Source organism: Fictibacillus sp. BK138, assembly GCF_004216955.1.
GTDB lineage: Bacteria > Bacillota > Bacilli > Bacillales > Fictibacillaceae > Fictibacillus.
The window spans coordinates 1,654,029-1,670,959 of record NZ_SGXL01000001.1 but is presented as its reverse complement, the minus strand read 5'-3'; the positions used below and the strand labels follow the sequence as shown (position 1 = coordinate 1,670,959).

General features: G+C 40.0%; 17 protein-coding genes. 4 read left to right on the top strand and 13 right to left on the bottom strand.

The window, feature by feature from the left end:
* Positions 1 to 16 precede the first annotated feature (16 nt).
* On the bottom strand, positions 17 to 973 hold the full coding sequence (locus EV282_RS08305) for a DUF2515 family protein (RefSeq protein WP_242611843.1): 957 nt from the start codon (positions 971 to 973) through the stop codon (positions 17 to 19).
* Between the two features lie 129 nt (positions 974 to 1,102).
* On the opposite strand from EV282_RS08305, the gene EV282_RS08300 reads away from it, so the two are divergent.
* The 3 genes from EV282_RS08300 (at position 1,103) to EV282_RS08290 (ending at position 4,710) form a co-directional block, all read left to right on the top strand.
* A complete protein-coding gene (locus EV282_RS08300) occupies positions 1,103 to 1,348 on the top strand; it encodes a glutaredoxin family protein (RefSeq protein ID WP_130295311.1) in 246 nt (81 codons plus the stop codon).
* Between the two features lie 73 nt (positions 1,349 to 1,421).
* Positions 1,422 to 2,045: a Holliday junction resolvase RecU gene (gene recU / locus EV282_RS08295; RefSeq protein ID WP_130295309.1), complete on the top strand. Its 624-nt coding sequence runs from the start codon at positions 1,422 to 1,424 to the stop codon at positions 2,043 to 2,045.
* A gap of 76 nt (positions 2,046 to 2,121) precedes the next feature.
* A complete protein-coding gene (locus EV282_RS08290; RefSeq protein ID WP_130295307.1) occupies positions 2,122 to 4,710 on the top strand; it encodes a transglycosylase domain-containing protein in 2,589 nt (862 codons plus the stop codon).
* Between the two features lie 50 nt (positions 4,711 to 4,760).
* On the opposite strand, the gene EV282_RS08285 is transcribed toward EV282_RS08290, so the two are convergent.
* The 8 genes from EV282_RS08285 to EV282_RS08250 all read right to left on the bottom strand — a co-directional run bounded on the left by EV282_RS08285 (position 4,761) and on the right by EV282_RS08250 (position 11,425).
* Positions 4,761 to 6,023, bottom strand: a complete 1,263-nt coding sequence (locus tag EV282_RS08285) for a glycosyl hydrolase family 18 protein (protein ID WP_130295305.1) — start codon at positions 6,021 to 6,023, stop codon at positions 4,761 to 4,763.
* 55 nt (positions 6,024 to 6,078) lie between these two features.
* Positions 6,079 to 6,435, bottom strand: a complete 357-nt coding sequence (locus EV282_RS08280) for a YpoC family protein (protein WP_130295303.1) — start codon at positions 6,433 to 6,435, stop codon at positions 6,079 to 6,081.
* A gap of 212 nt (positions 6,436 to 6,647) precedes the next feature.
* The gene (gene nth / locus EV282_RS08275; RefSeq protein ID WP_130295301.1) at positions 6,648 to 7,307 is read right to left on the bottom strand and encodes an endonuclease III; all 660 of its coding nucleotides are present in this window, start codon (positions 7,305 to 7,307) and stop codon (positions 6,648 to 6,650) included.
* Positions 7,308 to 7,370: 63 nt separating this feature from the next.
* Positions 7,371 to 8,144: a DnaD domain-containing protein gene (locus tag EV282_RS08270; protein ID WP_319005287.1), complete on the bottom strand. Its 774-nt coding sequence runs from the start codon at positions 8,142 to 8,144 to the stop codon at positions 7,371 to 7,373.
* 40 nt (positions 8,145 to 8,184) lie between these two features.
* Positions 8,185 to 9,477 (bottom strand): asparagine--tRNA ligase, encoded by a 1,293-nt coding sequence (asnS, locus tag EV282_RS08265; protein ID WP_130295299.1) that lies wholly within the window; start codon positions 9,475 to 9,477, stop codon positions 8,185 to 8,187.
* Between the two features lie 68 nt (positions 9,478 to 9,545).
* The gene (locus tag EV282_RS08260) at positions 9,546 to 10,736 is read right to left on the bottom strand and encodes a pyridoxal phosphate-dependent aminotransferase (protein WP_130295297.1); all 1,191 of its coding nucleotides are present in this window, start codon (positions 10,734 to 10,736) and stop codon (positions 9,546 to 9,548) included.
* Positions 10,737 to 10,756: 20 nt separating this feature from the next.
* The gene (locus tag EV282_RS08255) at positions 10,757 to 11,242 is read right to left on the bottom strand and encodes a DUF5590 domain-containing protein (protein WP_130295295.1); all 486 of its coding nucleotides are present in this window, start codon (positions 11,240 to 11,242) and stop codon (positions 10,757 to 10,759) included.
* 12 nt (positions 11,243 to 11,254) lie between these two features.
* A complete protein-coding gene (locus EV282_RS08250; RefSeq protein ID WP_077364085.1) occupies positions 11,255 to 11,425 on the bottom strand; it encodes a YpmA family protein in 171 nt (56 codons plus the stop codon).
* Between the two features lie 252 nt (positions 11,426 to 11,677).
* On the opposite strand from EV282_RS08250, the gene EV282_RS20190 reads away from it, so the two are divergent.
* Entirely contained in the window at positions 11,678 to 11,836 is a 159-nt protein-coding gene (locus tag EV282_RS20190) for a hypothetical protein (protein ID WP_165389400.1), read from the top strand.
* 92 nt (positions 11,837 to 11,928) lie between these two features.
* Here EV282_RS20190 and dinG read toward each other — a convergent pair whose 3' ends face one another.
* Genes dinG through panB form a run of 4 tightly spaced genes read right to left on the bottom strand, consistent with a single transcriptional unit; the run spans position 11,929 to position 16,877 of the window.
* Entirely contained in the window at positions 11,929 to 14,739 is a 2,811-nt protein-coding gene (dinG, locus tag EV282_RS08245; protein WP_130295293.1) for an ATP-dependent DNA helicase DinG, read from the bottom strand.
* Positions 14,740 to 14,788: 49 nt separating this feature from the next.
* Complete coding sequence (panD, locus tag EV282_RS08240; RefSeq protein WP_130295292.1) at positions 14,789 to 15,172, bottom strand: aspartate 1-decarboxylase; 384 nt, start codon at positions 15,170 to 15,172, stop codon at positions 14,789 to 14,791.
* Positions 15,157 to 16,041, bottom strand: a complete 885-nt coding sequence (panC, locus tag EV282_RS08235; protein ID WP_130295291.1) for a pantoate--beta-alanine ligase — start codon at positions 16,039 to 16,041, stop codon at positions 15,157 to 15,159. The genes panD and panC overlap by 16 nt, the downstream gene beginning before the upstream one ends.
* A complete protein-coding gene (panB, locus tag EV282_RS08230; protein WP_130295290.1) occupies positions 16,038 to 16,877 on the bottom strand; it encodes a 3-methyl-2-oxobutanoate hydroxymethyltransferase in 840 nt (279 codons plus the stop codon). The genes panC and panB overlap by 4 nt, the downstream gene beginning before the upstream one ends.
* Between the last annotated feature and the right edge of the window lie 54 nt (positions 16,878 to 16,931).

Genomic DNA, 16,931 nt, shown 5'->3' with positions numbered 1-16,931 from the left:
CTGCCGTCTTTTTTATTTATCGATTTTGTATCCATTCTTTTAATAGGATACCTATTTTAATCTGCCTCTGTTTTTGTTTATACCAACTTGTTAGACATGGTTGCTGTATACTCTTTGCGGGGTGATAGAAGACCTCCATATCCATCCCCTTTCTATACCAGTCTTTCATTGGTTTTCTATGATGGGGGACAATTGGATAGACCATCCTGAGCAGCGGTGTCTCCCTCATTTTTTTCGGATATACATACTTTTCAAAATCATGCCGCGAACCAGTATGAATAACTGCATTAGAAAAACGGATAATGTCTTCACTCCATCTCGATTCAAATAAAATGGAGTAAAGCATCTTCCCCGTTTCTATTCTGTTTTTTACAGATTTAAATCCATGAACTGAAATCCCGTATACATCCCCAGAAAGAACGGGAAATAGTACTGTACTGAAATGCATATAGTCTTGAAGCAGAAATGGCATACCTGAAAATATCCTTTTCTTATAAAATGACTGCTTAATCACAGGCTTACCAATCACATGCTGTTCATTGATGATTAATGATGTACATATTCTCTTTAAATCTCTTTCGATCCAAAAACGGCGCCATTCTTCTTTCATGAATGCTGAAACATAAAAATTATCAAGAAGATCAAATAATGGGATTCCATTCTCTTTGGAATATTCATAAAGCAGCAGCTGTGGATAAGCATCCTGGAAAATCAGCCAGTTTGCCCGTTCATATGTATGAAATAAATGTTTTCTGGTATCTTCAGATAAGAATCTTGGTAGCCATTCTCCTTTTAGATCACACATGCTGTATCCAGCGTTCCGTGACACAAGACTTGCTAGCATCGCCCATCTTATCTCAGGATTTCTTTTAAAAAAAGAGGCATAGCTTACGGTACGTGAAATATTATCACGATTTTGTGAATTCGTCTTATTCAAGATTGTCATTGTTATATCCTGATACCGCTCTTCCACGCTGTGCCTCCTAAGTTTTGTCCTACGTTTATCGTTCACATCAGCACTATAAAATATTTGTATCGTATAAGAAAAAGGAGTAAACTAAACTTTATGAAAGATGCAAAATGGAAAAAGGAGGCATAAAAATTGGAGAAAAAAGTAATCATCTATACACAGGAAACGTGCCCTCCATGTTTCGCAGAAAAAGAGTGGCTGAAAGCAAACAATATTGAATTTGAAGAACGCGACATACGAAAAAACCAAAGCTATATGAAGGAAGTCTTGGATCTGGGTGCTTCTGCTACTCCTGTAACCGTGATCGAGTCAGAAGAGAGCAAAAAGGTTGTAATGGGCTTTAAAGAAGATGAACTTTCTGTACTATTAGAAAAGTAAACTATACGAGGCTATGTGTATCTATTTTCGTAATAATGCGCATAGCCATCTTTCATTAAAAAGGAGATGAATCATGGGAACCTTTCATTATCCAAATGGTAAGAAAGTGACTTCTGTAATCAAAACACGATCGTCTTCCCCATCTTCTGTTAAAAAAGAAGTGTCTTACAGCAACAGAGGAATGTCGCTCGAAGACGATATCAATCAAAGCAATCAATTCTATCTCTTAACGAATAAAGCGATCATTCACAAAAAACCGACTCCTGTACAAATCGTGAATGTTGAGTACCCGAAACGATCTGCAGCCGTCATTCGTGAAGCATACTTCAAACTCGCTTCAACTACCGATTATAACGGTGTGTATAAAGGAAGGTATATAGACTTTGAAGCAAAAGAAACAAAGAACAAGACGAGTTTTCCGCTCAAGAATTTTCATGAGCATCAGATCACACATATGCAGCAGATTTTAGATCATGGAGGAATCTCTTTTATCATTCTTCGATTCTCCTCTACCGATGACAGCTATCTGCTCGACAGCTCTTATCTTGTTCACTATTGGAAGGAACAAAACATGGGGAGAAAATCAATTCCGAAGGGTGAAATCGAAGAAAAAGGACATTCTATAACTAATGGGTATCAACCTAGGCTGAATTACTTAGAAACTGTAGATCGTGTCTATTTCTCTCGTTCTCTTTGATTGTTCATAAACTAAGAATTTGCCACGAATATTGATAATGTTAGTTTTTTTATGAAGTTGAAAGGTTGGTAAAACTATGTCAAAAGATTACCGAAGCCGGGTAGAAAGAAGACAATCGTCTAATGGTTCCACACCGGCGAAGAAAACGAAAAAGCCAAGACGCAATTGGAAGAAGACTCTCCTATTGCTTGCAGTTATTTTAGGATTATTAGGACTTTTAACAGTAGGTGTAATCGCCGCTACTTCTCCAAAGCTTGATCCGAAGAAACTAGAAACACCTGTATCTTCTAAAATCATGGATATGAATGATAAAGAAGTTTCCCTTGTTTCTGGACAAGAAAAAAGGATCAGAGTAAAGATAAATGAAATTCCTGAACCTGTTCAAAATGCGTTTATCGCAACGGAAGATGTGCGTTTCCGTAAACATAGCGGTGTTGACGTACGACGGTTATTCGGTGCTGCATTCGCAAACGTAACCGAAGGATTTGGTGCTGAAGGTGCAAGTACGATCTCTCAGCAGGTTATAAAAAACACGATTTTAACAAATGAAAAATCACTTACAAGAAAGATCCGTGAAGCCTATCTATCTGTTCAGTTAGAGCAAAAGTATTCGAAGGATCAGATTCTAGAAATGTATTTAAATAAGATTTATTTTGGTAAAGGTGCATATGGGATTGCAACAGCTGCAAAAGTGTACTTTAACAAAGATGTAAATGAGCTCGAACTGCATGAAGCAGCCCTATTAGCCGGATTGCCTAAAGCTCCGAGCTATTACGATCCGACTGTCAACCCAAAGGAAGCTGAGCATAGACGAAACGTAGTCCTTAATCTAATGGCTCAGCATAAATTTGTTTCTAAGGAAGATGCAGAAAAAGCGAAAAGTATTTCTGTAAAAGATAGTCTTGTAGAAGGTAAAGTCAAGACTGAAACACGCCCATACGATGCGTATATCAAACAAGTAATGGATGATGTAAAAGATATCGAAGGGCTTGAAGAAACTGATATATTCTCTTCCGGACTCAAGATTTACACGAACCTTGATACAAAAGCTCAACAAGTTACAGAAGATGTATTAAAAGCTAAGTTAGAACCAGAGCATGAGCTGTTACAGTCAGGTGTAGCAATCGTTGATACGAAAACGGGTGCGATACGTGCGGTCGGCAGCGGACGAGGAAACGAATTGAGTAACCAATTCTCAACGCGAATCACGCGCCAGCCAGGATCAACAATCAAACCGATCCTAGATTATGGTCCGGCCATTGAAAACAAAAAATGGAGCACTGCTCACATGCTTAACGATGAACCTGTAAAAATCGGTGATGTAACAATAAATAACTTCAATAAGAAAAATGTTGGAGAGATCACGATGCGCCAGGCTCTCGTTGAATCGAAAAATACTACGGCTGTTAAGACTTTCCAAGAAGTAGGTCCTGAAGAAGCTACCGACTTTGCTAATAAGCTTGGATTTGACTTAGATCCAGATACCACTTACCCGTCTTATGCAATCGGAGGCTTTGAACAGGGAGTATCGCCGCTTACAATGGCAGGTGCATATCAAGCATTCGGAAATGGCGGTGTTTATACGAAGCCGACAACGATCCGTAAAATTGAATTCCCTGATGGCAGAGTGATTGAAGTCGAGCCGGAACCGAAAGCAGCTATGAAAGATTATACGGCTTACATGATCACAGATATGTTAAAAGATGTTATGAAACGTGGTACAGGTACTCAAGCCAATGTGAGCGGATTAAAATTAGCTGGGAAAACAGGTACGACAAATTTTCCTAAAGACCTTCGGGATAAGTACGGCATGCCAAGTAATGCAACAAAAGATGCGTGGATGGCTGGATACACAACAACCTACACCGCAGCAGTCTGGACTGGGTATGATCAATACCAAGATAAAAATGGTGATGCACTATACCTTGACAATGCTAAAGATGACTATTCCAAACAGATCTTTAAAGACATCATGAGTCAGCTCAAGCACAAGAACACTGACTTTAAGAAACCGAAATCGGTGACAGAAGTTCCGATGGAAAAAGGAACTGGAAAACGTGCAAGTGAGTTTACGCCAGATTCAGAAAAAATTATCGAACTGTTCGTTAAAGGATCTAAGCTTCCAGATGTAAGCGACAAGTTTGAGAAACCAACTGGCATTGAAGGACTTGAAGCGAAGTTCGATGAAAAGAAAAATGAGATCGAAGTTAAATGGAAGTACGAGAAAAAAGAAGGTGTTACCTTTAAGGTCCTTGCAAGCTACAACGATGGACCGATGCAGGAACGAGCGACGATCAATGATACGAAATTTGTTGTTCCATCCCCTGCTCCTGGTAAATACACGTTCCAAGTAATAGCAGTCGACAGTGAAAACAACACTGAAAGCGAACCTGCTGAAACATCAATCACGATTGAAGGACCAGAGGGAGAACAACCGCCGCAGCCGCCTGGTGAAGGTGAACCAGGCACTCCTCCTGGTCAAGGCGAACCAGGTACCCCTCCTGGTCAAGGTGAACCGGGAACACCACCGCCTCCTTCTGGAGGAGAACCTGGTACAGAACCACCTCCTGGTCAAGAACCTGGAACTCCTCCTCCTGGTCAAGGCGGAGGAAATGAAGAAGAGGAAGGCGGCGGGGGCTTGCAGTTCCCTCCTTTCAATCAATAACAAACACAAAAATCCGCCAGATGATCATTGTGATCCATCTGGCGGATTTTTTATTTAATGTCATAACGGTCTACTAAGTAGTTCCAAAACACAGGATAGCCAAAAGATAAATTCCAGAAACTTACGCCAGCGAAACCGTATTGATCGACAACATCGAATTTCGCTTTCATGCTTCTTAAATCCTCAAACCATACGATATGTTCTTTTTTATTTTTATCCCAGTATCTGAAATATGGAGCTTCATCTTTTCTGCTGTACTTAATAGCTGCCTGTCTTTTTCCGGCTAGCTGAGTTGCCTGAACTGGGTTCAATGCTTTAGCAAATTCTCCTCCTGGTTTGTATGGCAGCGTCCAGTCATAGCCGTATAGATTTATTCCCATTAATATTTTATTAGGATCTATCTCGCTAACAGCATAATCCAAAACCTTTTTTACCGAAGCGATCGGACTAACAGCCATCGGTGGTCCACCGCTATAACCCCATTCATATGTCATCAAAATAACGTAATCTACGATCTGACCATGAGCTTTATAATCATGTGATTCGTACCATTCGCCAATCTGTGTTGCACTGATCTTCGGTGCTACTGCAGTCATCACGATATAGTTCTGCTGATGCATCTTTCCAGTCAGTGTCCTTAAAAACTGATTATAGGCTTCTTTATTTTTCTTTCCTAAAAACTCAAAATCAACAGATATACCTTGGTATCCTTTTTGCTTCATCATAGCTAAAGAATTATCAATTACTTTGTTCGTGATCTCTTTGTTTGTCAGTATCGCTGTACCTACCTCTTCACTGAACTCCCCATCTTTAATATTTGTAATAGACATGAGCGGTTTTACATTTTTATTCTTGACGTCTTTCAAAAATTCAGTATCATCAAGTGGCTTCAGTTCACCTTTTTCATTTACTTCATAACTGAACATTGTAAGATACGATAATCCCTTTGCTGCTGCATCAAAGTTTTCTTTTGCTTTTGGAACGGGTTCAGCAAATGCATTTGTCGTAATATCCTTTTTCGTTCGTTCTGGAACATTTAACTGCTTACCGGCCACTAAATTCACATCCGTAACACCCGGATTAGCCTGCTGCAGCTGTGCAACAGAAACGCCGATCAGATCCCCGATCTCTTTTAGAGTATCTCCTGGCCGGACTGTATAAGTAAAAGGTGTAGGGATAAATAGTGTCTGGCCAACAGAAAGTATATCTTTTGCTGTCAGCCTGTTTACCGCAGCGAGTTCTTGCCATGGGAGTCTATAGTACTGTGAAAGCTTCCATAAGGAATCTCCTTTTTTCACCACATGAATCTGCATGATACCCCTCCTTGATACATCTCATGCTTTCATCATATGTCCAAGTGCCTTGTCCTTATGTTTTCCGCTTAAAAAGTATGACACTTTTCTTTTCCCATTCCGAAAATAATTCACTTAACTGAATAAAAGATTGATAATGATCCGGCTGTTCTTCAATAAATGAAAGGCGCTCTATAGCATTAACTGGCAGTCCATTTAGTTTCTTTACGTTCTCTTTCCATTTTAGAAACACCTGTTCATCGACCATTTTTCTGTTACCGAAAAATAACGCCTTCAAAAACTGGTGAAAAAAATAGATCATCGGTTCTTTTGCTTTATTTCGATCACGTTTTTTAAAACACTCCGCTATAAACGGACTTTTTTCTTTCCATTCTTTAAATATCTCTGTCAATTGTTCTATATATTGTTCCAAAATGAACTCCCTCCTTTTATTAAAAGGTAAAAATCAGTCATGATCACATAAAAACATGATCTCATCACATAGAATATGCAAGCAATCACATAAAAATCGCTCTACATCACATATTTTAACAAATTGTACCAAAATCAAATAAAATGAATTAAAAAACTGACTCTAGAGGTAGAATTCGCTCATTTGAGTCAGTCTATGGTTATTTTTGCTAGTCATTTCTTCTTCTCTTTTTGATTCATCCGCTTTTTGCCTTCACGACATATAGATAGCAAAGGACACTCAGGACAATTAGGATTTTGGGCCTTACAATGATACCTTCCAAAAAAAATAAGACGGTGGTGTGTAGCACCCCATAGTTCTTTAGGAATCTTTTTCATTAGTGTTTCTTCCACTTGCAAGACAGAATCTTTCCATCGGCAGATTCCTAGTCTTTTTGAAACGCGTTCAACATGTGTATCAACTGCGATAGCAGGGACATCATAAGCAACGGAAACAACTACGTTCGCTGTTTTTCTACCTACACCTGGAAGCTTTGTCAGCTCATCACGGTCTTTTGGAATTTCTCCACCGTATTCGTTAAGGACGAGCTCACTTAATTTTTGAATGTTTTTCGCCTTGTTGCGATAAAGCCCTATCGATCTGATGTCATCTTGAAGTTCTTCAAGAGAAACCTCCAAGTAATCTTGAGGGTTTTTATATTTTTCAAAAAGCTTTGGTGTTACTTTATTAACAAGTGCATCCGTACATTGTGCAGATAACAGGACAGCTATCGTCAACTCGAACGGATTTGAGTGATGCAGCTCACAATGAGCATCTGGAAACATATCCTCGATCTGTTCCAGGCAAAATTGAATCTGAGCTTTGTTTAACACGTTTACATTCCTCCTGTAATGAAAAAGAAGACCCAGTTTTATATGGGTCTGTTTGTTTTGCATTTATGATTCTAGCCAATTATAAACGGGCCTCTTTAGTTCACTGTCTTTTCTTGGTTTATCGGATTGGCCAGATTTCTGCAGCTGTCTGACACGGAATTTCTCTCCATACTGCTTTGCAGATTCTGGAGTCATTATTCCGTTTTTCTTCCATTCAAAAAGAATGCGATCGATATATCTGAAGTTGAGTTTGCCCGACAAAACGGATTCCTTTAATGCCGTTAGTATGAGTTCTGGAGATTGTCGGTCTTCATCCATCCATATTTTTAATGTTTCAAGTTCCATCGGAGAAAGCGGCCGGCCGAATTCTTTTTCGAATAATACAAATACATTCTTCTCAAGCTGTTCTCTATTTGTCTCTTTCTGTATTTGTTCTTCTTCTTTTAAACTATCCATCAGCCTGTTCCATAACGGCTGCAAGGTATACGCTTCAAAATAAACGCCTTTTTCTTTATCCTCGTATTGGTCCATCCCAAGGAGCCCTCTTCCAACTAATGAACGAAGCATGGAAGACATCTCATGGGATGAAGCCGTCATCCGTTCAGCCAGTTCTATCGGAGTAGGAAAATAGTTTCCAGATTCAATAAAGACATGAAGCTGTATGAACAGCATACATTCGGTATCTGAAAGTCCGATTTTTTTATAAGATTTCAAAAGCATATTTGGTATGCTGACCGATCCTTCTGTCATCCATTTTTCAAATAACATTCCGTTCACTTGCAACACCTCTTGTACCATTATAGCATAAGAACTAGCTCTATCTTTTGATAAAGCCAAGAAAAAAACCTCCCTGCACCAGGGAGATTTTTCATATTTATTAAGGATATAAACGGTTTAATAGACGAGGGAACGGGATCGTTTCACGAACGTGTTCAGCTCCAGAAATCCAAGCAACTGTACGTTCTAAGCCAAGACCAAATCCAGAATGAGGAACGCTTCCGTATTTTCTGAGCTCTAGATACCACTTATAAGCATCATCTGTTAATCCGTGTTCTTCATAACGCTGCTCCATTAGAGCAAGGTCGTCGATACGCTGGCTTCCTCCGATAATCTCTCCATACCCTTCAGGAGCGATCAAGTCTGCACATAATACAACATCTTCGCGGTCTGGATCCGGCTTCATATAGAACGCTTTTATGTCTTTAGGGTAGTTTGTGATAAATACCGGTTTATCAAAGCTCTCAGCAATCGCCGTTTCGTGAGGAGCACCAAAGTCATCACCCCACTCAATATCATCAAATCCTTTTTCTTTTAACATTTTAATCGCATCATCATAAGAAACACGCGGGAAAGGAGCTTTAACGTTCTCTAATTTCGAAATATCACGACCAAGTGTCTTCAGCTCGTTTTCACAGCGCTTGATCACAGATTGAACGATATGTGAGATGAACTGCTCCTGAATTTCAAGTGATTCTTCGTGTTCAACGAATGCCATCTCAGGCTCGATCATCCAAAACTCAATCAAGTGACGGCGGGTCTTAGACTTCTCAGCTCGGAAAGTCGGTCCGAAAGAATATACTTTTCCAAGTGCCATCGCTGCAGCTTCCATATAAAGCTGTCCGCTTTGAGAAAGATAAGCATCTTCTTCAAAGTATTTTGTATGAAACAAAGATGTTGTTCCTTCAGCAGAGCTTCCAGTAAGAATTGGAGGGTCTACTTTTATAAAATCATTGTTATAGAAGAACTCGTTTACAGCATGAATGATTTCGTTTCTGATCTTTAAAATGCTGTGCTGGCGCTTTGAGCGGATCCAAAGGTGACGGTGATCCATCAAAAATTCTGTTCCATGCTCTTTCGGTGTTATCGGGTAATCTACAGCTTGATGCAGTACTTCAACCTCAGTTACTTCAAGTTCCACACCAAGTGCCGAACGCTCGTCCTCTTTTACAGTACCTGTTACGTATAGACTGGATTCTTGAGTTAATCCTTTAGCTTTTGCAAAAATTTCTTCTCCAACTTCGCTTTTTACAACGACACCCTGAACAAATCCTGTTCCATCACGCAATTGCAAGAAAGCAATTTTACCTGAAGAGCGTTTATTTGAGAGCCATGCACCAATCGTTACAGACTCACCAACATGTTCGCGTAGCTTTTTAATAGTAGTTTTCACAAAATGTACCTCCACTGTTTCTAAAATCTGTCTCTATCAAAAAATTATGAATGACCGCTCACTAAAAATCAATCTTTCTTTGAATGGCGGACGATAAAACGTTCAATTCGATCAAGTGCTTCCATGATTGTGTCCAATGAAGTTGCATATGAAAGGCGAACGTTATCAGGAGCACCAAATCCTGAACCTGGAACAAGCGCAACTTTCTCTTCTTCTAAAATCGCTTCAACCCATTCGTCCACTGTATTAAAGCCTGTAATCTCAACAGCCTCTTTTGCATTCGGGAAAAGATAGAACGCACCATTGGGTTTAACACAACTGATGCCAGGCAATGTGATAAGACGCTCATAGACTTTGTTCATTCGCTCTTCAAAAGCTTGACGCATCTCTTCAACAGGCTCTTGTGTGCCATTGTAAGCAGCTAAAGCACCATGCTGAGAAATAGTAGTTGGATTGGATGTACTGTGGCTATCCAAATTTGTCATAGCCTTAATAATCTTAGCGTTTCCGGCTGCAAATCCGATTCTCCACCCTGTCATCGCATGTGACTTCGAAAGTCCATTAATGATGATCGTCTGCTCTTTCAGCTCTGGGGAAAGTTCAGCGATCGATGTGTGCCTAGCCCCGCCATAGATTAATTTTTCATAGATTTCATCAGAAACGATCAGCACATCTTCTTCAAGACAGACTTCACCGATCGCTTTCAGCTCGTCAGCTGTATAAAGTGAACCAGTCGGATTGCTAGGGGAATTTAAAACTAGCGCTTTCGTCTGTTTTGTGATCGATGTTTTCAAATCTTCTGCTGTAATCTTGAATTGATTCTCTTCTTTTCCTTCTACATAAACTGGGACTCCCCCTGCAAGTTTAACTTGTTCAGGATAACTTACCCAGTAAGGAATAGGGATGATTACTTCGTCACCTTCATCAATTATTGCTTGGAACAAGGAATAAAGTGAGTGCTTCGCTCCTGTACTCACGATGATCTGAGAAGTTTCATATGTTAGCCCTTGATCTTGTTTTAATTTGTTTGTGATCGCTTTTTTAAGCGAAAGTAGACCGCCCGAAGCTGTATACTTTGTATGTCCTTCTTTCATAGACTGATAAGCAGCTTCAATAATATGTATAGGAGTATTAAAATCCGGCTCTCCTGCACCAAGACCGATTACATTGTGCCCTTCTGCTTTAAGTGCGTTTGCCTTTGCTGTAATTGCCAATGTTGTCGAAGGTGTCAATGCCTCCACACGTTTTGCAAGCTTCATTATAATATCCCTCCACTTTTTTATTGTTCAGATTTTTTAAGACGGTAGATCTCATACCGTTTTCCTGTTTCAAAGTATCCATAATAATACGTATAGCGATCTTGATCATCGATATAGACTACCTCCCATAATGGGATCTCATCTTCCATGCCTATACGGCTGTCAATAATTTGTTCAGCATTATGGTTCTTTTTCACATAATCAATCATCTGTTTTTCTGATAAGCCTTTTTTAGCAATCTCTGAAAAAATCTTTTTATCTTTTCCTACCCAGACGATCATATCAGTCCCATGCTCGTTCTTACCTTCTACTACATAATAGGTTTCATTCTTGAAAAAGTGCTCTACATTTGTAACAGATGTAAGATTTTTTTCTTTTTTTGCAAGTTCAACAGCTTCAGCTTCTTTTTTCTGTGGTTTAGCTTGCACTCCGCTATAAAGGTAATATGCCTGCCAGCTTGCTAAAACCAAAATGCCCACAATAATAAGTATCCACTTTTTTCCCATATTTCAGCCTCTCTATGTGCGATAGATCGTAAAAATCATCTTTTCTTTATTCTCGTCATCTAACGCAAGCCCAAACATTAGATCCTGATGCTTCAATGTTTTGTTCAACTCTGAAACCACTTTGTACAAATCACTAGACTTGTCTACCTTAACCGTAGAAAGAACCTCGATTTTACTTTCCATTGTTCTTCCTCCTATACTTTGAAACTTATCCCTGTTTACTATAGCAGAAATTCTTTTAAAGTGGTACTTTAGAATGCCTAAAATCAGGGGATTATTCAACGTTAATAAAACATTTCACGGTACGTGATCTTTTATTTAGGGTCTTTTCTAAAAGAGTCTTGCTTACAATCCATTTTTTCACTTCATAGATAAGTTGAATGGAGTGCAAGGTGCGAGGTTCCTGCGGGACGAGCGGTCAGGTGGAGGCTCCTAATGGCACAGAGCGGCAGGAGGCTCACCGCACGCCCCGCGGAAAGCGAGCTACCTGGAACGGAATTCAACTACTTTCAAAAACAACAAAGTTTTGCGAAAACAGCATTTATTTATTACACTTTCAAGCTAAAATTTAAGAGTTCGCGCAATTTCGCTTAATCACGGCGAAACGCAGTAATCCATAACAAGCCTTTCAATAAACGAAAAGCCGACATCACAAGGATTTCCCTTTGTATGTCAGCTTCTTCGTTCTAATCCATCCAGTCCCGAAGTTCATCAACGAGATCGTCGACCGGCTTAATAGAAACCGGCAGTTTAGGCAGTGACTGAATAAACGATTTTCCATAACGTGTTTCGATCATTCGGCGGTCAAAAACGAAAACAGCCCCTTTATCTCTGCTGCTTCTTACCAATCGTCCAAAACCTTGTTTAAAGCGGATGATGGCTTGCGGAAGCGAAAGATCGTAGAAAGGATTACCGCCTTCTGTTTTCAGTTTCTCGCTTTTCGCTGCCATTACGGGCTGATCAGGAGGTGTAAAAGGAAGTCTGATAATCACTAGACAGGAAAGATCGTCTCCTGGAATATCGATCCCTTCCCAAAAACTGTTTGTTCCAAAAAGTATGGCGTTATCAAAACGCTGGAAATTTTTGGTCAGTCTTGCTCTACTACCGCTGTCAACACCTTGTGCGATCAGTACGAACTCTTCCTGATCCATCAACGATTTAAAAGCTGAATGAGTTTCTTTTAACATCTCATACGATGTAAACAGAACGAGCATTCGGCCCTTTGTAACTTTTGCTATCTCATATAAAGAGGTTGATATTTTAGCAACAAACGTTTTTTGATCCACCTCATTAATGAGTGGTATGTCAGTCGGCACCATCAGCTTTGCTTGTTCCTCATATTTAAAAGGTGATGGCAGCTGTGCGTTTAAAGGACCAAAGTCGAGGAGACCAAGCCGTTCGGATATATAACTGAACTTGTTTTTCACACTCATCGTTGCCGAAGTTAATACAACGCTGCTTTTTTTGCCAAAGAATTGATCTGCTAGAATCTGATCGATCTCAACCGGTTTCGCGTAAAGAGTAACTGCATGTCTAGGACCTTTTGATTCGGCTTCCATCCAATAAACTTCTTGAGATAATGGACATGAGAGAAGGTGATGAAGAACTGCTGCTTCATCCTGCAGATCATTTAGAAGCCCTTCAATGTCAACTAAGAATCCTTTTTGTTTAACAGTAAGATGTTCCTCAAATAGATCAAAGCTCTTTAAAAGACGTTTAACCGGTTTTACTAAATCTGATATATACTGCTTAGCTCTCTCTTCCATCTCAAGTACTGGTTCCCAAAGTGCCGATTCTATATCCTCATTCGTATAACGAAGTGTCTGCTTTGTTAACTCTGAAGATCGAGAAGACTTAGCTTTCGTTACACAAATCGTTTTAATCTGCTTAAATAGATCATCCAGCTCATTTTTAACATCTAGAAACAGACCGTCCCATTTTGCCAGATATGTTTCATACTTCGGAACTTCCAAAAGGTCAGATAGTTCTCTTAACGTATTCATCATGCCATCACTTTCTGTTGAGGAGAGCCTGTCCAGCAGTTTCAAAAATGTGAAATAATCGGTTTCCTTGCCGAAATGATCACTCACTACCTCTTCAATATGATGTGCTTCATCCAAAACTGCTTCTTTATAAGACGGAAGCAGCTGTGAGTCAGATTTTAAATCTGTAAACAATAAAGCATGATTCGTAATAACCAGATCGGATTCATGAGCAGCTCTTCTTTGCTTATGATAGTAGCATCTCGAGAACCATGGACATCGATGGTTCAAGCATGAATTCGCATCACTCTTCACTGTATTCCAAAACAGTTTTCCGCCAGATGCCATCGATAATTCTTCAACATCCCCCTGCTCTGTTTCAGTCAGCCATATTATCAATTGGGCTTTTGTAAAGTTCGTATCATAATTGTCTTCATGATGATCCTGAAGAGTATGTTCAAACTTTCTCAAACATAAATAATGGTTTCTGCCTTTTAAAAGTGTCGCAGTGAAATCGAAAGGCATGATTTTCTTTAATAAAGGCACATCACGTTCTAACAGCTGCTGCTGCAATTGAACGGTGTGTGTTGAAACCACAAGCGGACGATCCTTTTCTTTTGCAAAACGAACTCCAGGTATGAGATAGCCTAGTGATTTACCTACTCCAGTTCCTGCCTCGATGACTAGATGCTGATTCGTATGAAGCGCTTCATCTACAAGCTCTACCATTTTTTGCTGACTTTCACGGATCTCATAATGCGCCATGTGTTTTTGCAACTTTTGTTCTAAATCAGAAGCATCTACACTTTCAAGGTCATCATAATATTCTTCCGTGTTCTGTTTAGCTGTTTTCTTAAGTGCTAATTTACGGTAAAAATCATATGTTTCTTCGTCTGCTAAAAAGACAGATTTATCACTGATCATATCACTTACGATATTTTCTAGAGAGCTCTGCAGTTTTTTCACAAACGGAGATAGCCGTTCTAACGTCAATAATGGCAAGGCCTCAAGCTTTTCTAAAAGATGTATGAGCAGCATAGCCGTTACTTCTGCGTCACTATCGGCCTGATGCGGATTTTCATGTTCCAGCCCAAGGTATTCTGCAAGCATTCCGAGCTGATATCCATCTGCTCCTAAAAGAAGCAGTCTAGACAGCTCAACAGTATCAATAAGAGGCATGGAAAGCCGCGAGTATCCGCAGCGGTCCAGCTCACCTTGTAAGAATGAATAGTCGAACATTACGTTATGCGCAACAAAATAAGCTCCTTCAAGCATCTGAAGGAGCTTAGGCGCTACTTCTTCAAATAACGGAGCATCTTTGACCATGTCATCATTGATGCCCGTTAATTGTTCAATAAAAGGGGGGATGGGAACGCCTGGCTGGATGAACGTTGAATATCTGTCCGTTATCTGTCCTGCCTCAACGACGACCGCTCCAATCTGGATAATCCGGTCTCCTTTTGCTGCTGAATTTCCTGTTGTTTCAAAATCGATAACGACATATCGCCGTGTCATAGCCTCTTCACCTCATTCCCCTGCGGCTATCATGATAGGTTATTAATAATTAGTAGATGGTAGCCTCAGGTTCAACACCAAGCATTTCTTGTATCATATTATTCTTGTCCATGATCGCCACTTTTGGGTGATGAATTTTAGCTTCTGCCTCATCATACATGGCATAGGAAATTACAATAATCGTATCTCCTTCTTGAACGAGTCTCGCAGCTGCGCCATTTAGGCACATAACACCGCTTCCTCTTTTTCCAGGAATAATATAAGTCTCAAAACGAGCACCATTATTATTATTTACAATTTGAACTTTTTCGTTCGGAATCATATCAACTGCATCTAAAATATCTTCATCTATCGTGATGCTTCCCACATAGTTTAAATTAGATTCAGTTACAGTTGCACGGTGTATTTTAGCTTTCATTAATGTACGGAACATTTTTCTTCCCCACTTCCTTGTTTCTCTAGTATGTTGTCTATAATGACATTATCTATTAAACGAGCTTTGCTGAATCTTACACTTAATGCGATGATCAGCTTTTCGTCGTCTTTATTTGGAGGAAGAAGTTCAGGATATGACAGAACTTTGCAGTATTCAACAGTTCCATCAGTATGTTCCTCCAAGTATTTTATCATCTTTTCTTCTGTCTCACCACTATCGCAGTTTGATAACCAGCTCTTTGCTTTCTGTAAAGATTGATACAAGTGATGAGCTTCTTTTCTTTCTTCTTCCGTAAGATATACATTTCTTGAGCTCTTCGCCAGTCCATCAGATTCTCGTTTCGTTTCACACCCAACGATCTCTACAGGAAAATTAAAATCATCAACAAGACCTCGAACTACTGCCACCTGTTGGGCATCTTTCATGCCAAAAAACGCCTTATGTGGTGAAACGATGTGAAACAGTTTTGTAAGAACTGTTGCCACCCCGTCAAAATGTCCTATTCTGCTTTTCCCGCAAAGAGCATCGGTTCTTCTGTTAACAGCAACCGTAACAACAGGTCTATCTGGATACATTTCTTTTGTGTCAGGACAAAAAAGAACATCTGCACCAGCTTCTTCTGCAAGTTTTTTATCACGTTCAAAATCCCGCGGATATCGGTCAAAATCTTCGTTCGGTCCGAATTGCAGCGGATTGACAAAAATACTTACCACAACGATGTCAGACTCTTTCTTCGCACGTTCTATCAATGAAAGATGCCCTTCATGCAGATACCCCATAGTTGGTACGAATCCTACCGTTTTGTCTGCTTTTTTTTCTTGCAGCGTGTATTTCTGCATGTCTTGGATGCTTTTCAGGATAATCATGACTTAACTCCTCCATACAAACGGTCGATCGTTTCTGTTTTCATGTTAAAGCTGTGTTCTTCTTCAGGAAACTTCATCTGTTGTACATCTTCTTTATACTTCTCGAGTCCACTGATCATCATATCTTTAACATTTCCGTAAGACTTAACAAATTTTGGTATATGGTGAAAGCCGTATCCGATCATATCGTGATAGACCAAAACCTGGCCATCTGTATGTTTGCCTGCACCAATGCCTATCACAGGGATCGTCAGTTTCTTTGACGCTATTTCAGCAAGCTGCTGAGGTACGCATTCTAGAACAATCGCGAACGCTCCAGCTTTTTCAATTAATAGACATTCTTCTAGCAGTCTGTTTGCTGCTTCCTCTTCTTTCGCTTGTACGCTGTAACCGCCCAAGACTCCGACCATCTGCGGAGTCAGTCCAAGATGCCCCATCACTGGCACACCTGCGTGCGTCAATGTTTCTATTGTAGAGATTACTTGTTTTCCGCCTTCAAGCTTAACAGCGGATGCGCCGCTTTCCTGCATAATTCTTCTCGCATTGTTCAGCGTCATGTCTATTGAGCCATGATAGGTCATATACGGCATGTCTGTCACAATAAACGTGTCGGACGCCCCGCGCTTTACCGCTTTCGTATGATGGATCATATCTTCTAGCGTTACTGGAATGGTAGAATCATATCCTAAAACAACCATCCCTAGAGAATCTCCGACTAGTATGAGATCCATCCCAGCCTTTTCACAGATCACAGCTGATGGATAGTCATAAGCCGTTACCATTGAAATCTTTTCGCCTTCTTTTTTCATCTTGAGAAAGCTTTTTGTTGTTTTCATACTTTTAGCCTCCCTGTTTTTTAACAGGGCCAGAGTGCAAAAAAAACCTTCTTC